This window comes from Thioclava litoralis (assembly GCF_045278885.1).
Lineage (GTDB): Bacteria > Pseudomonadota > Alphaproteobacteria > Rhodobacterales > Rhodobacteraceae > Thioclava > Thioclava litoralis.
The window spans coordinates 18,331-34,502 of the sequence record NZ_CP135446.1; the positions used below are offsets into that span (position 1 = coordinate 18,331).

Annotated in this window: 17 protein-coding genes; 6 read left to right on the plus strand and 11 right to left on the minus strand. The window is 66.1% G+C overall.

Annotated features, from left to right (window positions below; all coding sequences use genetic code 11):
- Window positions 1-275: 275 nt before the first annotated feature.
- Window positions 276-920, plus strand: coding sequence for an NAD(P)H-binding protein (locus tag RPE78_RS17910; protein ID WP_330628273.1), 645 nt, complete (start codon window positions 276-278; stop codon window positions 918-920).
- Between the two features lie 7 nt (window positions 921-927).
- On the opposite strand, the gene RPE78_RS17915 is transcribed toward RPE78_RS17910, so the two are convergent.
- Window positions 928-2,052 carry a nitronate monooxygenase gene (locus RPE78_RS17915; protein WP_330628274.1) on the minus strand — a complete coding sequence of 375 codons (1,125 nt, stop codon included), beginning with the start codon at window positions 2,050-2,052 and terminating at the stop codon, window positions 928-930.
- Window positions 2,053-2,202: 150 nt separating this feature from the next.
- On the opposite strand from RPE78_RS17915, the gene RPE78_RS17920 reads away from it, so the two are divergent.
- Window positions 2,203-3,111 carry a LysR family transcriptional regulator gene (locus tag RPE78_RS17920; RefSeq protein WP_330628275.1) on the plus strand — a complete coding sequence of 303 codons (909 nt, stop codon included), beginning with the start codon at window positions 2,203-2,205 and terminating at the stop codon, window positions 3,109-3,111.
- 141 nt (window positions 3,112-3,252) lie between these two features.
- Window positions 3,253-3,411, plus strand: a complete 159-nt coding sequence (locus RPE78_RS17925; RefSeq protein ID WP_353963067.1) for a hypothetical protein — start codon at window positions 3,253-3,255, stop codon at window positions 3,409-3,411.
- A 93-nt stretch (window positions 3,412-3,504) separates the two neighbouring features.
- On the opposite strand, the gene RPE78_RS17930 is transcribed toward RPE78_RS17925, so the two are convergent.
- From RPE78_RS17930 to RPE78_RS17970, 9 genes are all read right to left on the minus strand, one after another.
- Window positions 3,505-4,218 carry an ATP-binding cassette domain-containing protein gene (locus RPE78_RS17930; protein WP_330628276.1) on the minus strand — a complete coding sequence of 238 codons (714 nt, stop codon included), beginning with the start codon at window positions 4,216-4,218 and terminating at the stop codon, window positions 3,505-3,507.
- A complete protein-coding gene (cysW, locus tag RPE78_RS17935) occupies window positions 4,215-5,015 on the minus strand; it encodes a sulfate ABC transporter permease subunit CysW (protein WP_330628277.1) in 801 nt (266 codons plus the stop codon). Before cysW ends, RPE78_RS17930 begins: the two co-directional genes overlap by 4 nt.
- A gap of 3 nt (window positions 5,016-5,018) precedes the next feature.
- Entirely contained in the window at window positions 5,019-5,876 is an 858-nt protein-coding gene (gene cysT, locus RPE78_RS17940; RefSeq protein WP_330628278.1) for a sulfate ABC transporter permease subunit CysT, read from the minus strand.
- Between the two features lie 115 nt (window positions 5,877-5,991).
- Complete coding sequence (gene cysP, locus RPE78_RS17945; protein ID WP_330628279.1) at window positions 5,992-7,029, minus strand: thiosulfate ABC transporter substrate-binding protein CysP; 1,038 nt, start codon at window positions 7,027-7,029, stop codon at window positions 5,992-5,994.
- Window positions 7,030-7,358: 329 nt separating this feature from the next.
- Window positions 7,359-7,778 (minus strand): ribbon-helix-helix domain-containing protein, encoded by a 420-nt coding sequence (locus tag RPE78_RS17950; RefSeq protein WP_330628280.1) that lies wholly within the window; start codon window positions 7,776-7,778, stop codon window positions 7,359-7,361.
- 51 nt (window positions 7,779-7,829) lie between these two features.
- On the minus strand, window positions 7,830-9,410 hold the full coding sequence (locus tag RPE78_RS17955; protein WP_330628281.1) for a GMC family oxidoreductase: 1,581 nt from the start codon (window positions 9,408-9,410) through the stop codon (window positions 7,830-7,832).
- Window positions 9,407-9,937: a hypothetical protein gene (locus tag RPE78_RS17960; protein ID WP_330628282.1), complete on the minus strand. Its 531-nt coding sequence runs from the start codon at window positions 9,935-9,937 to the stop codon at window positions 9,407-9,409. The genes RPE78_RS17955 and RPE78_RS17960 overlap by 4 nt, the downstream gene beginning before the upstream one ends.
- Window positions 9,938-9,986: 49 nt before the next feature.
- Window positions 9,987-10,382 (minus strand): VOC family protein, encoded by a 396-nt coding sequence (locus RPE78_RS17965; protein WP_330628283.1) that lies wholly within the window; start codon window positions 10,380-10,382, stop codon window positions 9,987-9,989.
- 99 nt (window positions 10,383-10,481) lie between these two features.
- On the minus strand, window positions 10,482-11,270 hold the full coding sequence (locus tag RPE78_RS17970; protein WP_330628284.1) for an SDR family oxidoreductase: 789 nt from the start codon (window positions 11,268-11,270) through the stop codon (window positions 10,482-10,484).
- Window positions 11,271-11,808: 538 nt separating this feature from the next.
- On the opposite strand from RPE78_RS17970, the gene RPE78_RS17975 reads away from it, so the two are divergent.
- The 3 genes from RPE78_RS17975 (at window position 11,809) to RPE78_RS17985 (ending at window position 15,604) form a co-directional block, all read left to right on the plus strand.
- Window positions 11,809-12,651: an aldo/keto reductase gene (locus RPE78_RS17975; RefSeq protein WP_330628285.1), complete on the plus strand. Its 843-nt coding sequence runs from the start codon at window positions 11,809-11,811 to the stop codon at window positions 12,649-12,651.
- Between the two features lie 571 nt (window positions 12,652-13,222).
- Window positions 13,223-14,437 carry an oxalate decarboxylase family bicupin gene (locus RPE78_RS17980; protein ID WP_330628286.1) on the plus strand — a complete coding sequence of 405 codons (1,215 nt, stop codon included), beginning with the start codon at window positions 13,223-13,225 and terminating at the stop codon, window positions 14,435-14,437.
- Window positions 14,438-14,554: 117 nt separating this feature from the next.
- Complete coding sequence (locus RPE78_RS17985; RefSeq protein WP_330628287.1) at window positions 14,555-15,604, plus strand: alpha-hydroxy acid oxidase; 1,050 nt, start codon at window positions 14,555-14,557, stop codon at window positions 15,602-15,604.
- Window positions 15,605-15,871: 267 nt separating this feature from the next.
- Here the strand turns inward: RPE78_RS17985 and RPE78_RS17990 are convergent, their stop codons facing one another.
- On the minus strand, window positions 15,872-16,057 hold the full coding sequence (locus RPE78_RS17990) for a hypothetical protein (RefSeq protein ID WP_330628288.1): 186 nt from the start codon (window positions 16,055-16,057) through the stop codon (window positions 15,872-15,874).
- Between the last annotated feature and the right edge of the window lie 115 nt (window positions 16,058-16,172).

The window sequence follows — 16,172 nt, forward strand, 5'->3', positions numbered from 1 at the left end:
GCATGGACGCCCGACCAGCCGCCCGGAGACCGGGGGAAACAGGCGGGATCGGACCATCGCGGCCCTCAAGAGGGGTGGCGGCCTGCCCCCGTAGCCGATGCGCCAACGGAACGCCTGCCCCGACCTGTGACCTGTGGGCACGCCCACGGCACGCCGTAAACGCGGGGTGCAATTTATCTTGACGTCAAGCTTCCGACGATTTATCTCGACGTCAAGATGAATCGCCGGACGGGCAGGCGCCCCCGTCCCGCCAACCTTCCCCAAAGGAGATCCCTATGAAACTACTCGTGCTTGGTGCCAGCGGAATGGTCGGGCAATGCTATCTGAACGAGGCGCTTGCGCGCGGGCATCAGGTGACCGCCTGCGCCCGCAATCCGGCGGCGCTGGCCCCTTTGCCGCCGCAGGTCGCAGCCGCAGCCCTTGATGTGCTGGCCGCGCCAGAGCCTCTGGCCGCGCTGGTGGCCGCGCATGATGCGACCCTCTCCGCCCTGCGCCCCGCCGAAGGCTCGGAAGCGGCGCTGGTGCCGATGACACGCACCGTTCTGCAGGCCGCGCAGGCGGCGGACCGGCGCGCCTATATCACCGGCGGGGCGGCGTCGCTTCTGCTGGCCGATGACAGCGGGCATACCGTGCTGAGCGCCCCGGATTTCCTGCCCGAGGCGGTGCGCCCGATCGCCACGGCCTGCGCGGCGCAGGACAGGCTGCTGGACACATATCCGCAGGCCGACTGGATCTGCCTGCGTCCGGCGGCCCTGCTGCTGGAGGCGGCGCGGACGGGCCGCTATGCCTTGGGCCGCGACCGGCTTGTGACCCGAAGCGACGGGCGGTCGGCGATTTCCTATGCGGATTTCGCCGTGGCGATGCTGGATCTGGTCGAACTGGCCCCGCGCCCGCGCCAGAAACTGACGGTCGGCTGGTAAGCCGCCCTCAGGCGGGGGCCGCGCGCAATTCCTGCAACAGTCTGGCCACAAGGGTGGCGGCGGGCAGCGCACGGGCAAGGGGCGCGCCCTGCCCCGCCCAATAGGCCCCGAACCCCGAGACCCCGCGGGCGCTGGCCGCAGCATGCAGGGCCTTGCCCGCATCATAGGCCAGCGGATAGGCCGCAGGCCGCTGCCCCGCCAGGGGCCGCGCCAGATCCGAAAAGCGGTTGGCCAGCACCCGTGCCGGTCGCCCCGAAATCAGGTCGGTCAGCACGGTATGGGCGGTTCCGGTCTCGCAGGCGGGGGGCTCGAAGGCGGGAGGCTCGCAGGCGGCCCCCCCTTCTCTGACGGCCTCAAGCGCCGCCCGATAGGCGGGGTCCGCCGCCGATTCCGGACAGCCGATAAAGGCCGTACCAAGCTGTGCGGCCACCGCCCCAAGGCGCAGCGCCGCCCCGATCCCCGCCCCGTCCATAATGCCGCCTGCCGCAATCACCGGCACATCGCAATGGCGCACGCACAGGCGGGTCAGCGCCAATGTGCCAAGCCCCTCATCCGCGCGCTCGGGGGCGAACACCCCGCGATGCCCGCCCGCCTCGATCCCCTGCGCCACAATCATATCGATGCCCGCCGCCGCGATCTGTCGGGCCTCGGCAAGACTGGTCGCACTGGCCAGCAGCACGATCCCCGCCGCCTTCAGCGCCGCGATCACGGGGGCGGGCGGCAGGCCGAAATGCAGGCTGACCACCGCAGGCTTTTCCTCCAGCACCATCGCCAGCATCTGCGGATCCTCGGCAAAGCTGCGATACAGCCTGCGCAGGCGGACCGGCGGGGCCGCCCCGAATTGCGCGAAATAGGGGCGCAGCGCGTCACACCATGCGGCCTCGCGCGCCGGATCGGGCACAGGCGGGCGATGGGCGAAGAAATTCACGTTGAACGGCGCCTGCGTGCGCGCCCGCAGCGCATGGATCATCGCCCGCGCCTCCTGCACATCGCAAGCCCCCAGCCCGAGCGCGCCAAGCCCGCCCGCATTCGACACCGCCGCCGCCAGCGCGGGCGTGGACACCCCCGCCATCGGCGCCTGCAGCACAGGATGGGAAATCCCCAGCCGCGCCAGAGCCTCGGTCCGTTCCATTCGCGCCTCCCTCCCGCGCGCCCGTTCCGAAACACCGGAGGGCCGGAGGGCCGGAAGGGGCGCGTTTTTTGTTCATATATCAGGAATCATATTTTACTTTCATTTCGTATTAGAGAATACTACCCACGCATTGACAAGGGGGAGACCGCAATGGATCTGGCCGCGCTCGACATTTTCCGCACCACGGCTGCCGAACAGAGCGTGACGCGCGCCGCCACCCGTCTGGGGCGCGCGCCCTCCAATATCAGCACCCGCATCCAGCAGCTTGAAAGCGATCTGGGGGTGGCGCTTTTCGACCGCGACGGCAAGCGGATGGGCCTGACCGAACAGGGGCGCCTCTTTCTGACCTATGCCGAGCAGATCCTCGGGCTTGCGCAGGAGGCCCGCCAGCAGCTGCATCCCGACAGCCCGAGCGGGCGGCTGCGGCTGGGGGCGATGGAGGCCGCGCTGGCCAGCCGTCTGGCCGCGCCGCTGGCGGCATTTGCCAGCGCGTGGCCGGACGTGGCGCTGGAAATCTCGGCCGCGCCAAGCGCGCCCCTGCTGGCGGCGCTGCGCGCGAACCGCGTGGATTGCGCGCTGGTGGCGGCCCCGCCCGAAGGCTGGGGGCCAATGCAGGATCTCGATCTCTGCCCGCTCTACCGCGAGGATCTGCGGCTGCTGCTGCCGCCCGATCACCCGCCGGTGCAAAACGCGCAGGATCTGCGGCTTGACCGTCTGGCCGCCTTCGCGCAGGGCTGTAGCTATCGTCGCTATGGCGAGGACTGGCTGCACCAGGCAGGGCGCAGGGCGCAGGTGCAGGAGGTGGGCTCGTATCACCTGATGTATGCCTGCACGGTCGCCGGAAGCTGCCTGTCGGTGATGCCGCAATCGGTGGCCGGTCTGCTGGGCCATCTGGGGCCGGTGAACAGCCTTGCGCTGGGGCCGGTCGAGACCTGTCTGGCCAGCCGCAAGGGCTATGCCACCGCCGCCTTCCGGGCGTGGCGCGGGCAGCTTCTGGAGACCGCCTGCCCCGCAGCCCGACCCGCAACCCGACCCGCAAACCCGCGCCCTCTGCCCTGAGCGCGCCCGCAGCCCCAGCCCCCACCCAGCCTGCCCGCAGAGGTAGGTCACCGCACCAAGATCACCCTGCCGGGCGAGGGACAGGGCGCGCCGCGCTTCCAGAGCCTGAACCTGCGGGTTTGCGCGGGCACGACCCTGCGCCTGTGCGGCCCGAGCGGTGCCGGAAAAACCAGCCTGCTGCGGGTGGTCGCGGGGCTGTCCGTCCCGAAGGGCACAAGGCTTACCGGCTGGAGATGGCCCGTTATGCGACAATGCGCGCGCCGAGCCTGTCAAAGGGGCAGGCGCAGCGCGCAGCCCTGATCCGCGCGCGGCCTATGCGCCCCGCGCTGCGGCTTCGCGGGGGCGCATGATTGCCCGCCCGAGCGGCCCTTTGCAGGACAGAGGAGAGGCGGTTCAGGGTGCCACGACGGGTGCGACCACGGGCGTGACGGCGGGTGCCACAACAGGTGCGGGCGTCTCGATCCGGGTGATCAGCCCCTGATCCATGATCGCGATCCGGTCCGCCAGCGCATCGGCCTCGGCGCGGTCATGGGTGACCATGATCGCCCCCACACCGGCGCGGCGCTGCAAGGCGCGCACCTGATCGCGCAGCGCCACCCGCACCTCGGCATCCAGCGCGCTAAACGGCTCGTCCATCAGCAGAAGCTGCGGACGCGGGGCCAGCGCCCGCGCCATCGCCACCCGCTGGCGCTGACCGCCCGACAGCTGGGCCGGATAGCGCGCGCCCAGATCGGGCAGTTCGATCATCTCCAGCAACTCGCGCACCCGCATGGCGATCTCGGAGCGCGACGGCCCGTTCTTCATGACCCGCAGCCCGAAGCCGATATTCTCCGCCACCGTCATATGGCGGAACAGCGCATAGCTCTGGAACACCATGCCGAAATGGCGCTGGCCCGCAGGCAGCCGCGTGATATCGCGCCCGTCCATCACCAGCCGCCCCGCATCGGCATGCGCAAGCCCCGCCACGATATTGAGAAGGCTGGTCTTGCCCGAGCCGGACGGGCCCAGCAGGGCGATAAACTCGCCCTTCTGCAGGCTCAGGGAGACGCCCCTGAGCACCTCTGTCCCGCCGAAGGATTTGCGGATATCGTGAATGTCGAAGCTCATGAATGTGCCCTCCTCGGGCCGAAACGTTCCAGCAGGCCGCGCAGCGCCAGCGTCACCAGCGCCAGCCCCGTCAGCACCGTCGCCGCCGCAAACGCGCCGGTCGCGTTATAGTCGTTATAGAGAAGCTCGATCTGCAGCGGCAGGGTCATCGTCTCGCCACGGATCGCCCCCGAGACGACGCTGACCGCGCCGAATTCCCCCATCGCCCGCGCCATTGTCAGCACGGTGCCATAGGCCAGCCCCCACGAGATATTGGGCAGCACGACGAAGCGGAAGATCTGCCAGCCATTCGCGCCCAGCGTCAGCGCGGCCTTTTCCTCGTCCTCGCCCGTCACCATCAGCACCGGAAGGATCTCGCGCATCACGAAAGGCGAGGTCACGAAAAGCGACACCAGCACGATGCCGGTGAGGTTGAACATCAGCTGCACCCCCAAGGGCTCCAGCAGCGCGCCCACCGGACCATAGGCGCCATAGATCAACAGAAAGCACAGCCCCGCCACGATCGGCGAGACGGCAAAGGGCATCTCGATCAGCACCAGCAGGATGCGCCGCCCCGGAAAACGGTAGCGCGCGATGGCCCATGCGCTGGCCAGCCCGAAGACGATATTGAGCGGCAGCACGATCAGCGCGGCCACCACCGTCAGCCGGATCGCGGCCAGCGTCTCGGGGTCGAGGATCGCGGCCACATACCGGCCCCAGCCCTCGGCAAAGGCGCGGTAGAAGATGGCGGCCACCGGCAGGCCCACCATCGCGGCCAGAAACAGCATCGCCACGGCGATCAGAAAACGACGTGCCACGGATCAGCCCTCCACGCGCAGATAGGATTGCAGACGGGTCTGGGCGATATTGATCACCGCCAGCAGCACCAGCGACACCGCCAGCAGCGTGCCCGCAATCGCCGCCGCTGCCGGATAATCGAACTCGTCAAGCCGGATCAGGATCAGCAGCGAGGCGATCTCGGTCTTGTAGGGCAGGTTTCCGGCGATAAAGATCACCGCGCCGAACTCCCCCAGCGAACGCACGAAAGACAGCCCCGTGCCGGTCAGGATCGCGGGCAGAAGCGGGCGCAGCGCCACCAGCCGGAACCGCTGCCACGGGCTTGCGCCCAGCGTCAGGGCGGCGGCGTCCTCGGCGGGGTCCAGCTCTTCGATGGCGGGCTGGATGGCGCGCACGGCAAAGGGGATCGAGGTGAAGATCATCGCAATCACGATGCCCCACCACGTATAGGCCACCTGCAGGCCCATCCTGTCGAGCACCCCGCCAACCCAGCCGGATTTGTCATAAAGCGCCACCAGCGCGATGCCCGCCACCGCCGTGGGCAGTGCGAAGGGCAGATCGACCAGCGCATCCATCACCCCCCTGCCCCGGAAGCGGTAGCGCGTCAGCACCCATGCCAGAAGCAGCCCGAAGACCGCATTGACCGCCGTCGCGGCGGCGGCGGCCGTAAAGGTCACCCGCAGCGCGGTCAGCACACGCTCCGAGCCCATGACCTGCAGATAATCGGCAGGACCGAGCTTGCCGAGATTCCACAACAGCCCGCTGACCGGCAGCAGCACGATCAGGCACAGAAACAGCACCGAGACCCCCAGCGAAAGCGAGAATCCGGGCAGGATATGGGGGGCAGACCGGCTTCGGGGGGCAGAACGGGCGCGCAGCATCGCAGACCTTTCAGAGGGACAAAGCGTATTGAGGGGGCACAGCGTAGGGGGGCACAGCGCCCAAGGGCAAAGCCCCGCCCCTGCAAGATGCACGGGCGGGGCCTATCGGGCAGGATCAGCGGCGCATCAGCCTGTCAAGCGTGCCGCCATCCCCGAACTGGGTCTTCTGGGCCTCGTCCCAGCTACCGAAGACATCCTCGACCTTGATCAGCCGCACCTCGGGGAATTTATCCGCCGTTTCCCGAACCACCTCAGGGTCGTGGACGCGGTTGTTGAACGAGGCGATGATCCGCTGGGCCTCGGGCGAATAGAGGAAGTTCAGATAGGCCTCCGACACATCGGTGGTGCCTTTTTCCTCGGCCACCTTGCGCACCAGCGCCACGGGGAATTCTGCCAGCAGCGACACTTTCGGCACCACGCGCTCATAGGCACCGGGAGCTTCGGCGGCACGGATATTCTCGACCTCCGCCTCGAAGGTGATCAGCACATCGCCCAGACCGCGCTCGACAAAGCTGGTGGTGGCCCCGCGCCCGCCGGTATCGAAAACCACGACGTTTTTCAGCATCTTGCGCACGAAATCCTGCGCCGCCGCATCATCACCGTTGAATTTGTCCAGCGCATAGGCATAGGCGGCCAGATAGGTATAGCGCCCGTTTCCGGAGGTTTTGGGATTGGGGAAGACGATCTTCACATCGTCGCGCACCAGATCATCCCAGTCCTTGATGCCCTTGGGATTGCCCCCGCGCACCAGAAAGGCGGGCAGCGAGTAATAGGGCGAGGCGTTATTGGGCAGGGCCTGCTGCCAGTCCTTGTCGACAAAGCCCCGATCGGCCAGCACCTGCACATCGGTCACCTGATTGAAGGTCACCAGATCGGCCTTCAGGCCCTGCAAGATGGCGCGGGCCTGTTTGGAGGAACCGGCATGGCTTTGCTTGACCTCGAGGCTTTCGCCATGCGTGTCCTGCCATTGCTTGATGAACACGGGATCGAGCGCGGCATAGAGTTCGCGCGCGATATCATAAGAGACATTGAGAATTTCGCGGTCTTGCGCCGCGGCGGGGCTGACAAAGCCGCAAAGCACAAGCGTCAGGGCCGCAAGGCCACGCGGAACAGCGCGCAGGGAACGCGCGCCAAAGACTTTCGGCAGGATCATATCGGGCTCCAACTCGCAGAAGGGTGAATGCCGCCTATAAAAAGATTTTCCCGAATTAACGCAAGTTATGCCGCGTATATAAGGAAAATCACCCGATATGGATCATAAACCGCGCCATATGTTCCGCGTCAGGCAAAGCAATCGAAACGGAATCTCGCGCGGGGCATCGCGGCTCGCAGGCCGGTCACAGGCGCGTGCGGGCCTTTGCCGCCCTCCCCTGCCGTCTTCCTCCCTGCCACCTGCATCCTGCCGCAAGCCGGTCCCGCCTCGGGGCCCCGCCCGATCCCTGCGCCGCAAGGCAGCCCCGCGAGGGCCCCTTTCGGCCTGTCTCAATGCGCGCGGTCGGCCCCGCCACGGCGGGCCAGCCCCCGATCCAGACTGCGATCAAGACTGCGGGCCATACGGCGGGCATGGATCTCGCCCTCGCGGTCAAGCACCTCCTCGACCGGCAGGGTCGAGCCTTCGATCGTCTGCTGGACCAGCCCGTGTAATCGCAGGTCGATATAGCGCAGGCAGCAGACCCGCAAAAACGAGGTGAAATTGCCGATATCATGACCCTCATCAAGGCTTTCATTATAAAGCTGATGCAGGAGCTGCGGCACATTCATGCTGTCACGTTCGGCGATTTCCTCCAGCACCATCCAGAACGCCTTTTCCAGCCGGACCGAGGTCACCATGCCCTCCATGCGGATCGACCGCGTCTGGCTTTCCCACAGATCGGATCTGGCTCCGACGAAAAGCTTGCACATCTTCCTGTCCTCCCTTGGCAAAAAGCGGCGGGCCGGATGGCCCGACCCGCGTTACAGGTTGCCGCGTTTCAGCGCGCCCGCCAGATAATCCGCCTGACGCATGGCCAGCGCGACAATGGTCAGCGTCGGGTTCGCCGCCGCCCCCGTGGTCATCTGCGACCCGTCCGAGACAAAGAGATTGGCGACCTCATGCGCGCGGCCATTGCGGTCCACCACGCCCTCCTCGGGCCGTGCGCTCATGCGCAGGGTGCCAAGGTTATGCGTCGAAGGGTAAGGCGGCGTGCGATGCGTGCCGGTGCTGCCCACCGCCTCATAGAGCTTTTCGGCATGGGCATAGGCATAGTCGCGCATGGCGACATCATTGGGATGGTCGTCGAAATGCACATTGGCCACCGGCAGATCCCACTGGTCGCGCACCGTGCCCGAAAGCGTCACGCGGTTGCTGGCCTGCGGCATGTCCTCGCCCACGATCCACATGCCCGCCGTATTGGCATAAGCCTCCATGATCTTGGCAAATTCCGGCCCCCAGGCCCCCGGCTCGACAAAGGCCGCAAGGAAAGACGGCCCCAGCGCGATGGTCTCCATATAATAGCCGCCGACAAAGCCGCGCGCGGGGTCAAAGCGGCTTTCGTCGGCAATGATCCCCGCCATCGTCTCGCCGCGATACATCCGCACGGGCTTGTCGAAGCGCGCATAGACCGAGCCGGTGAGGTGGCGCATATAGTTGCGCCCCACCTGATCCGATCCATTGGCCAGCCCCGTCGGAAAGCGCGGACTGTCCGACAGCAGAAGCAGCCGCGCGGATTCGATGGAATTGCCCGCAACACAGACCACCCGCGCCGCCTGCCGCTGCAGATGGCCCGCGCCATCGATATAGATCACCGCATCCGCCCGCCCGTCCTTGCCGTGGGTGATGCGGATGGCGGTGCTGTCGGGGCGCAGATCCAGAAGGCCGGTCTCCAGCGCGCGGGGGATCTCGCGCACAAGGGTGGACCATTTGGAGCCGTTCTTGTCGCCCTGAAAGTTGAACCCGTCCTGCACCGAGGCCGGACGCCCGTCATAGGGTTCGGCATTGGTGGCATAGGGGCCGGTGGCATACATCCTGTAGCCCACGCGCTCGGCCCCGTTGGCGAAGACCTTGTAATTGTTATTGGCCGGAAGCGCGGGACGCCCGTGCCGGTGGGTGCTGCCCATCGCCTTCTCGGCGCGGTCGTAATAGGGCTCCATCTCCTCAAGCGTGATCGGCCAGTCCAGCAGCGAAGCCCCCTCGACCGCGCCATAGGTCGAGGCGGCCCTGAACTCATGCGCCTTGAAGCGCGGGGTCGCGCCCGACCAATGGGTGGTGGTGCCGCCCACGGCCTTCACGATCCATGCCGGCAGATTGGGGAAATCGCGCGCTACCCGCCACGAGCCCGATGTGGTGCGCGGGTCCAGCCACGCCATCTGGTTGAAGGCTTCCCATTCGTTATTGATCCAGTCCTCGGGCCTGAGATGGGGCCCCGCCTCAAGGACCACGCATGCGATCCCCTGACGGGTCAGCTCATAGGCCAGCGTGCCGCCGCCCGCGCCCGAGCCGATGATGACCACGGCCTCTTCATCCAGTGCGATCTCTTTCAGCTTCGGCTGTGTCATGGCTGGCCTCCCTCTTGCCCGTCATATTCCTCGATCCGTGGCTCGGGCAGCCAGTCGAGATCGTTGAACCCGCGGTCGATGTAACCGCCCTGATCGAAACTCGCGCCCTCATAGCCAAGCGCCTGCCAGACCTCCGCGTCGTCATAAAGCGTGACCACCGCCTTGGCGCGGACAAGCTGGAAAAAGCCGGTTTTCTCGATCTTGCGCAGATAGGCCAGCGCCGCGTCATCGCCCAGATCGGCAAAGCCCTCATCGGCCAGATTGTCGAGCGCCGCCGCAAAGGCGATCTTCTGTCCGGGCGTCTGGCGCGCATCGGCAATCAGCGCCTTGGCGCAGCGCTCGTAAGGGGCATCGCTGAAGGACGGGTGCGGGAACATCACCCGCAACATGCGCAACAAGATGATGCGGCTTGACTCATGCCGGCCCAGCCCCTGCCCGACATTGGCCGCTGCGGCACTGCCGAACACCGCCGCGACAAGCGCCGTTGACGTGCTGCCCAGCAACACGTTTTTATTCTTCGTTTTCATGGGGTTCCTCCTCCCGAAATCCGGCGCCTCCTACGCCGGTCGTCCTCTCCTATCTGAAGCGGCCTCCTTTCCCGATCACCTCGATCTGGTAGCCGTCAGGGTCCGCGACAAAGAAGAAGCGCGCAACCCGCTCGGTCCCGTTCTTGAAATCGACGATCTGGCGGGGCGCGAACCCCTCGGCTGTCAGACGGGCATGTTCGGCCTCGAGATCCTCCACCACGAAAGCCGCATGACCATAGCCATCGCCCAGATCATAAGGCGCGCGGCGCCCCTTGTTGATGGTCAGCTCCAGCTCGAAGTCGCTGTCCGCATTGGACAGATAGACCAGCGTGAACTCGTCAAATTCCAGTCGGTCCGCCACCGCCAGCCCGAAAGCCGTGCTGTAAAACGCCACCGCGCGCGCCTCGTCCGTCACGCGGATCATACTATGGACGAATTTCGCCATATTCCCTCGCTTGTCTGTTTGTTTCCAAGGCGTTGCCACCCTTGACGGAGGCTGCGGCCGGTTCGGGCCACAGCGCCGCATCGCATCCCGATCGGGGCGTCACGAAAACTGGATGCCGCCGTCGATCATCACCGATTGGCCGGTCATGTAATCGGAATCATCCGAGGCCAGATACGAGACGTATTTGGCCACATCTTCCGGCTCGGACACGCGGCCCAGCATGATCGAACCGGCATATTTGCGCAGCGCCTCGCCCTTGGCCAGCCCCTCCTCGGCGCCCAGTTTCTCGTCGATCAGATCCCACATATTGGTGCCGACAATCCCCGGACAATAGGCGTTCACGGTGATGCCATATTTGGCCCATTCCATCGCAGCGGCCTGCGTCAGCCCGCGCACCCCCCATTTGGAGGCCGAATACGGCCCCAGAAGCGCGAAGGGCCGATAGGCCACAATCGAGGCCGCGCCGATGATCTTGCCGCCGCCGCCCTGCGCGACCATCTGCCGTGCCGCCGCCTGATAGCACAGGAAAACGCCGCGCAGATTGACATTCATCACCTTGTCCCAATCCGCGATATCAAGGTCCAGCAACCCCTGGATATGCGCGATACCGGCATTGGCGACCAGCCCGTCCAGCCGCCCGAGCGCGGCCACCGTCTCGGCCACCATCGCGCGCACCTCTTCGGGGTCCGAAACATCGGCAATCGCGGTGCCGGATCTGCGGCCAAGGCTGCGGATCTCTGCGGCCACGGCCTCGGCCGCCGCCATATTGGCGGGAATATCGTTGATCACGACATCATGGCCGTCTTCCGCCAGACGCAGCGCGATGGCGCGGCCGATCCCGCGGGCGGCACCGGTGACGAGTATCGAACGTGATGTGGTTTTGGGCATGTCTGGTCCTCCTCCTGACCTGTCCGGCGGGCAGGCCCTCAGGGAGGCGCGCCGCCGGAGCCCCAGTCTGGGACGGCCCCGCAGGCAGGAGGTAGCATCCGGTTACTACCTGTGTTCACGATCGCGTGGGGGGACGACAGAGCCGCAGAACCGCCGCAAATGCCGCTTTTGCAGGCAGAATGCCGTAAAACCCCGCAAATCGCGCAAGGGCCTGCCTGTGGCCGAAGGCCGCAGAGCCGTTGCCAAACGCCCTATCGCCCCCCCCAAAGACCGCGAGGGCCGCGAGGGCCGCGCCCGCGCGCAGAGTAATGTGCTTGTGGTCACAACCCCGCCCGAACCGCGCCAGAAGACCCCAAGAATATCGCTTATTTCCAGTGCCTTGCGGCCCCTGCAAAACCGCACATCCGGCCTCGGCCTGCCGGAACGTCACCGCCTCGCAATTGCGCGAGCCCCCCCGCTGCGGCCTTGGATCATCGGGGAAACTCTCCTAGATTCCCCTCCATTGCGGATCGGTAACGATCCTTGAAAGGAGTTTTCCATGAGCAAGACAGTGATCCCCCCCGCCCCGACCCTGCGGCTGTCCAATGGCGTCGAGATGCCGCGTCTCGGGCTGGGCACCTGGCCGATGGATGACCGTGAAAGCGCGCGTGCCGTCGCCCAGGCCATCGAAACGGGCTACCGGCTGGTCGATACCGCCGAGAATTACGGCAATGAGGCGGGCGTGGGCGAAGGGCTCAGGGCCTCGGGTGTGGCGCGCGAAGAGCTGTTCGTCACCACCAAATTCAACCGCAAATGGCACAGCCGCGAGGGCGTGCGCGAGGCCACCGACCGCGCGCTGAAAACGCTGGGGCTCGACTATATCGACCTGATGCTGATCCATTGGCCCAACCCCGATCAGGACCGCTATGTGGAGGCCTTCGAGGGGCTTCTGGAGATGGTCGAGGCGGGCAAGATCCGCGCGGCGGGCGTGTCGAATTTCAAACCCGCCCATCTGCAGAAGCTGTTTGACGCAGGCATGGTGCCGGTGCTCAACCAGATCGAGCAGGACCCCTATCACCGCCGCGAGGATCTGGTGAAACTGCACGAGGCCAAAGGCATCGCCACCGAAAGCTGGAGCCCGCTGGGCCGTGCGGGCGCGCTGCTGGATGACCCCGCCATCGTGGCGATCGCCCGCGCGCATGGCGTGAGCACGGGGCAGGTCGTGCTGCGCTGGCATATCCAGAGCGGCTTTGTCACCACGCCGAAATCGGCAGATGCCCGTCGTCAGGCGGAAAATCTCGACATTTTCGGCTTCACCCTGACCGAGTCGGAATTTGCCGTGCTGAACGGGCTGGGCCGCGAGGATGGCAGCCTGACGGATGCCGACACGTTCGGCCACTGATCCGCAGGCCCTGCCCGCTCCGTTCCGGGCGGGGCTGCGGGCTGTCCGGCAGGGGCAAGCCCCCCGCCGGCGCAGTCGCCCCACCGGCAGGGGTCTCACGCCCCGCCCGCACGCCGGAAATCATAGCGCCGCGCCGATCGTCACCGGCCACCAGATCCAGCAGCCATTCGTAGTTTAAAGCGCCGATTATCGGCAGATCTCGCACGAAAGCGGGGCTGGCACCGGGCTGGCACGGGGCCGCACGGGCGGCGGGTCAAAGGCATGGATCATCCGGCACCAGCTCTTGTCTGATATCGGGCAGCGCGCCCTTGCCTGACCCTGAAGGTCTGCGCATCTTGCATCATCGCGTAAGGCGCGGGGACAGCGGCCCCGTCACACCCGCGTCACGCCCGCGTTACCCGCAGGGGTTGAACTGATCGCGCGCAGCTCACGCGACTTCACTTTCACTCTTTGCACAACAAATGCCCCACTCATAAGCTTGCTTATAAAATCGGTCTGGGTCACCACTTGCCCGTCGGCCTGCCTTCGCCCGCAGCGGGGCATCCGGCAGATTTCCAGATGGAGGAATAGGATGAACGATGTTACCCGCAGGGCCTTTGTGGCCACCGGCATGTTTACAACCGTTGCTGTCGCCTCGGGCGCTCTGGCCGATACGGTGCCCAATGCCGGACGCGACGATCCCGGCCCGCGCAATCCGGTCATCAACAACGACAACCCGCAGCTGATGAACCCGCCGAAAACCGATAACGGCACCCTGCCCAATCTGCGCTTCCCCTTTGGCGATGCCCATGTGCGCTATGGCAGCGGCGGCTGGACCAATCAGGTGACCCAGCGCGAACTGCCGGTGGCCACCACCATCGCCGGTGTCGATATGCGGCTTCAGGCAGGCGGCATCCGCGAACTGCACTGGCACAAGGAAGCCGAATGGGCCTATATGACCTTCGGCAAGGCCCGCATCACCGCAATCGATGCCGAGGGGCGCTATTTCATCGATGATGTCAGCGAAGGCGATCTGTGGTATTTCCCGCCCGGCATTCCGCATTCGATCCAGGGGCTGGGGCCGGATGGCTGCGAATTCCTGCTGGCCTTCGATGATGGCGATTTCGACGAAAACAGCACCTTCCTGCTGAGCGACTGGATGCAGCATATTCCCAAGGATATTCTGGCCAAGAACTTCGCCGTTGCAGCCAGCACCTTCAACACGCTGCCCGCCCCTTCCGACGAATATATCTTTGCCTCGACCGTGCCCGACGCGCTGGACAGCGTGCGCCCGAAAGGCGCCAGCACCGTGCCCAACCCGTTCAGCCACAAACTGCTGGCGCAAGAGCCGATCACCTCGCCCGGTGGCACGGTGCGCATTGCCGATTCCAGCAATTTCAAGGTCTCCAAAAGCATCGCCGCCGCTCTGGTCGAGCTGGAACCGGGGGCGCTGCGCGAATTGCACTGGCATCCCAATAATGACGAATGGCAGTATTATCTGGAAGGCACCGGCCGGATGGGCGTGTTCGGGGCCAATGGCAATGCGCGCACCTTCGACATCCATGCAGGCGATGTCGGCTATATCCCCTTCGCGATGGGGCATTATATCGAGAATACCGGCGATACGCCGCTGCGCTTCCTTGAAATGTTCAAAAGCGACCATTACGCCGATATCTCGCTCAATCAATGGCTTGCCCTGACCCCCGAGGCGCTGGTGCGCGCCCATCTCAACCTTGATGACACCTTCATGGCCGCGCTGCGCCGCACCAAACAGCCGGTTGTCGCGCGTCAGGCAAACACCAACTGACCCACAGGTGCCCTCCCCGAAGGGGGGGGGGCGCAGCCATGCGGGCAGGGGCTTTCCGCCCTGCCCGCAGGCCCCTATAACGGCCGCGTCCCATTCCCAGCCATCCAAGGGGTCGCCATGTCCGCGCTGCATGAACTGGAAGATCTGGCCCGACCGGTCCTGTCCGCGCCCGCCTATGCCTATATCTCGGGCGGGGCCGGAGACGGGGCGGCCATTGCCCGCAACCGCGCGGCATGGGGCGCGTCTCTTCTGCGGCCACAGATCGGGCGGCAGATTCCGGCGCTGCACTGCGGGCTGTCGCTGCTGGGCACGCCGCTTGAGATGCCGGTGCTCATCGCCCCGATGGCCTATCAGCGCCTTGCCCATCCCGATGGCGAAGCCGGTATGGCGCGCGCGGCGGCGGCGCAGGGGGCGGGGTTTGTGCTGTCATGCCAGAGCACGCAACCCGCCGAGGAGATCGCCCCCGCGCCGTTCTGGTTCCAGATCTATCTCCAGCCCGATCCCGAGGCCACGCAGCAGCTGGCCCTGCGCGCGCTCAACGCCGGTGCCACGGCGCTGGTGGTCACGATGGATGCGCCGCTCAACGGGATCCGCAACCGCGAAATCGCGGCGGGCTTCCGCCTGCCCGAGGATCTGCGACCGGTAATGCTGGACGCGCTGCCCCCGCCCGTCCCACAGCCCCCGCCCGCCCCGACAGTTGCCGCCATTCTCGCGCAGTCCTCCGGCTGGGAGGGGCTGGCACAGCTTTGCGCGCGCTCGACGGTGCCGGTTCTGGCCAAGGGGGTGCTGACCCCCGAGGCCGCGCGGCAGGCGATGGCCTGCGGCTGTGCGGGGGTGATCGTGTCCAATCATGGCGGGCGCGTGCTGGAGGGGCTGCCCGCCACCGCCACCGCGCTGCCCGCGATCCGCGCGGCGCTGGGGCAGGCCCCTGTGCTGGTGGATGGCGGCATCCGCACGGGCGAGGATGTCTTTCGCGCGCGCGCGCTGGGGGCGGATGCGGTGCTGGTGGGGCGGCCTTTCTTCTATGCGCTGGCGCTGGAGGGCGCGATGGGCGTGGCCAGGGCGCTGCGCCGCCTGAAGGATGAATTTGCCGTCACGATGGGGCTGATGGGCTGCGCCCGCCCCGAAGAGATCGGCCCCATCCATCTCTGGCCCATGCCTGCCTGACCGCCCGTTCCGGGGCCTTCCCCAGCCCCTTCCCCAGCCCCTTCCGGAGGCGGAACATTTCGGCGGGACTTATCTTGACAAAAACAGTCAGAAAAGCGAAAAGCCGATTTCATTGTCTCCAAAGAAGAGGGCAGCCCGAACAGGCTGCCCTCTTTGTCATGGATGGCCCCCGCAGCGGGCGGCCGACAAACGATTGCAGACCAAAATCCGGGGGGGCCAAAAACCGGGGGCCAAGGACCGGCCCCCCCGCCCTTGGTCGGCCGTGCCTTATTCGGCTTCGAAATGGCCGCACCAGTCATCGGTTTTCACCACCGGCCACAGACCATGCGCCGAGGCTGCGGGCTGCGAGACCGGCGGGTTGAAACGGCACAGGCCCGCATCCTCGCTGGTGGCGGCCGCCGCATTGGTTTTGTGATCTTCGAAGAAGGCGCAATCGGCGCAGGACTTGCTCATGATGTGTTCCCTTTGTGCTCATGGGGCAGAGTTTGCGCTGCGCCCGTCATGGGCAGACCCTAGGGAAAACAAAAATAAAAGTCAACAAAAACAAATAGTTGATACGTTTTGTCGG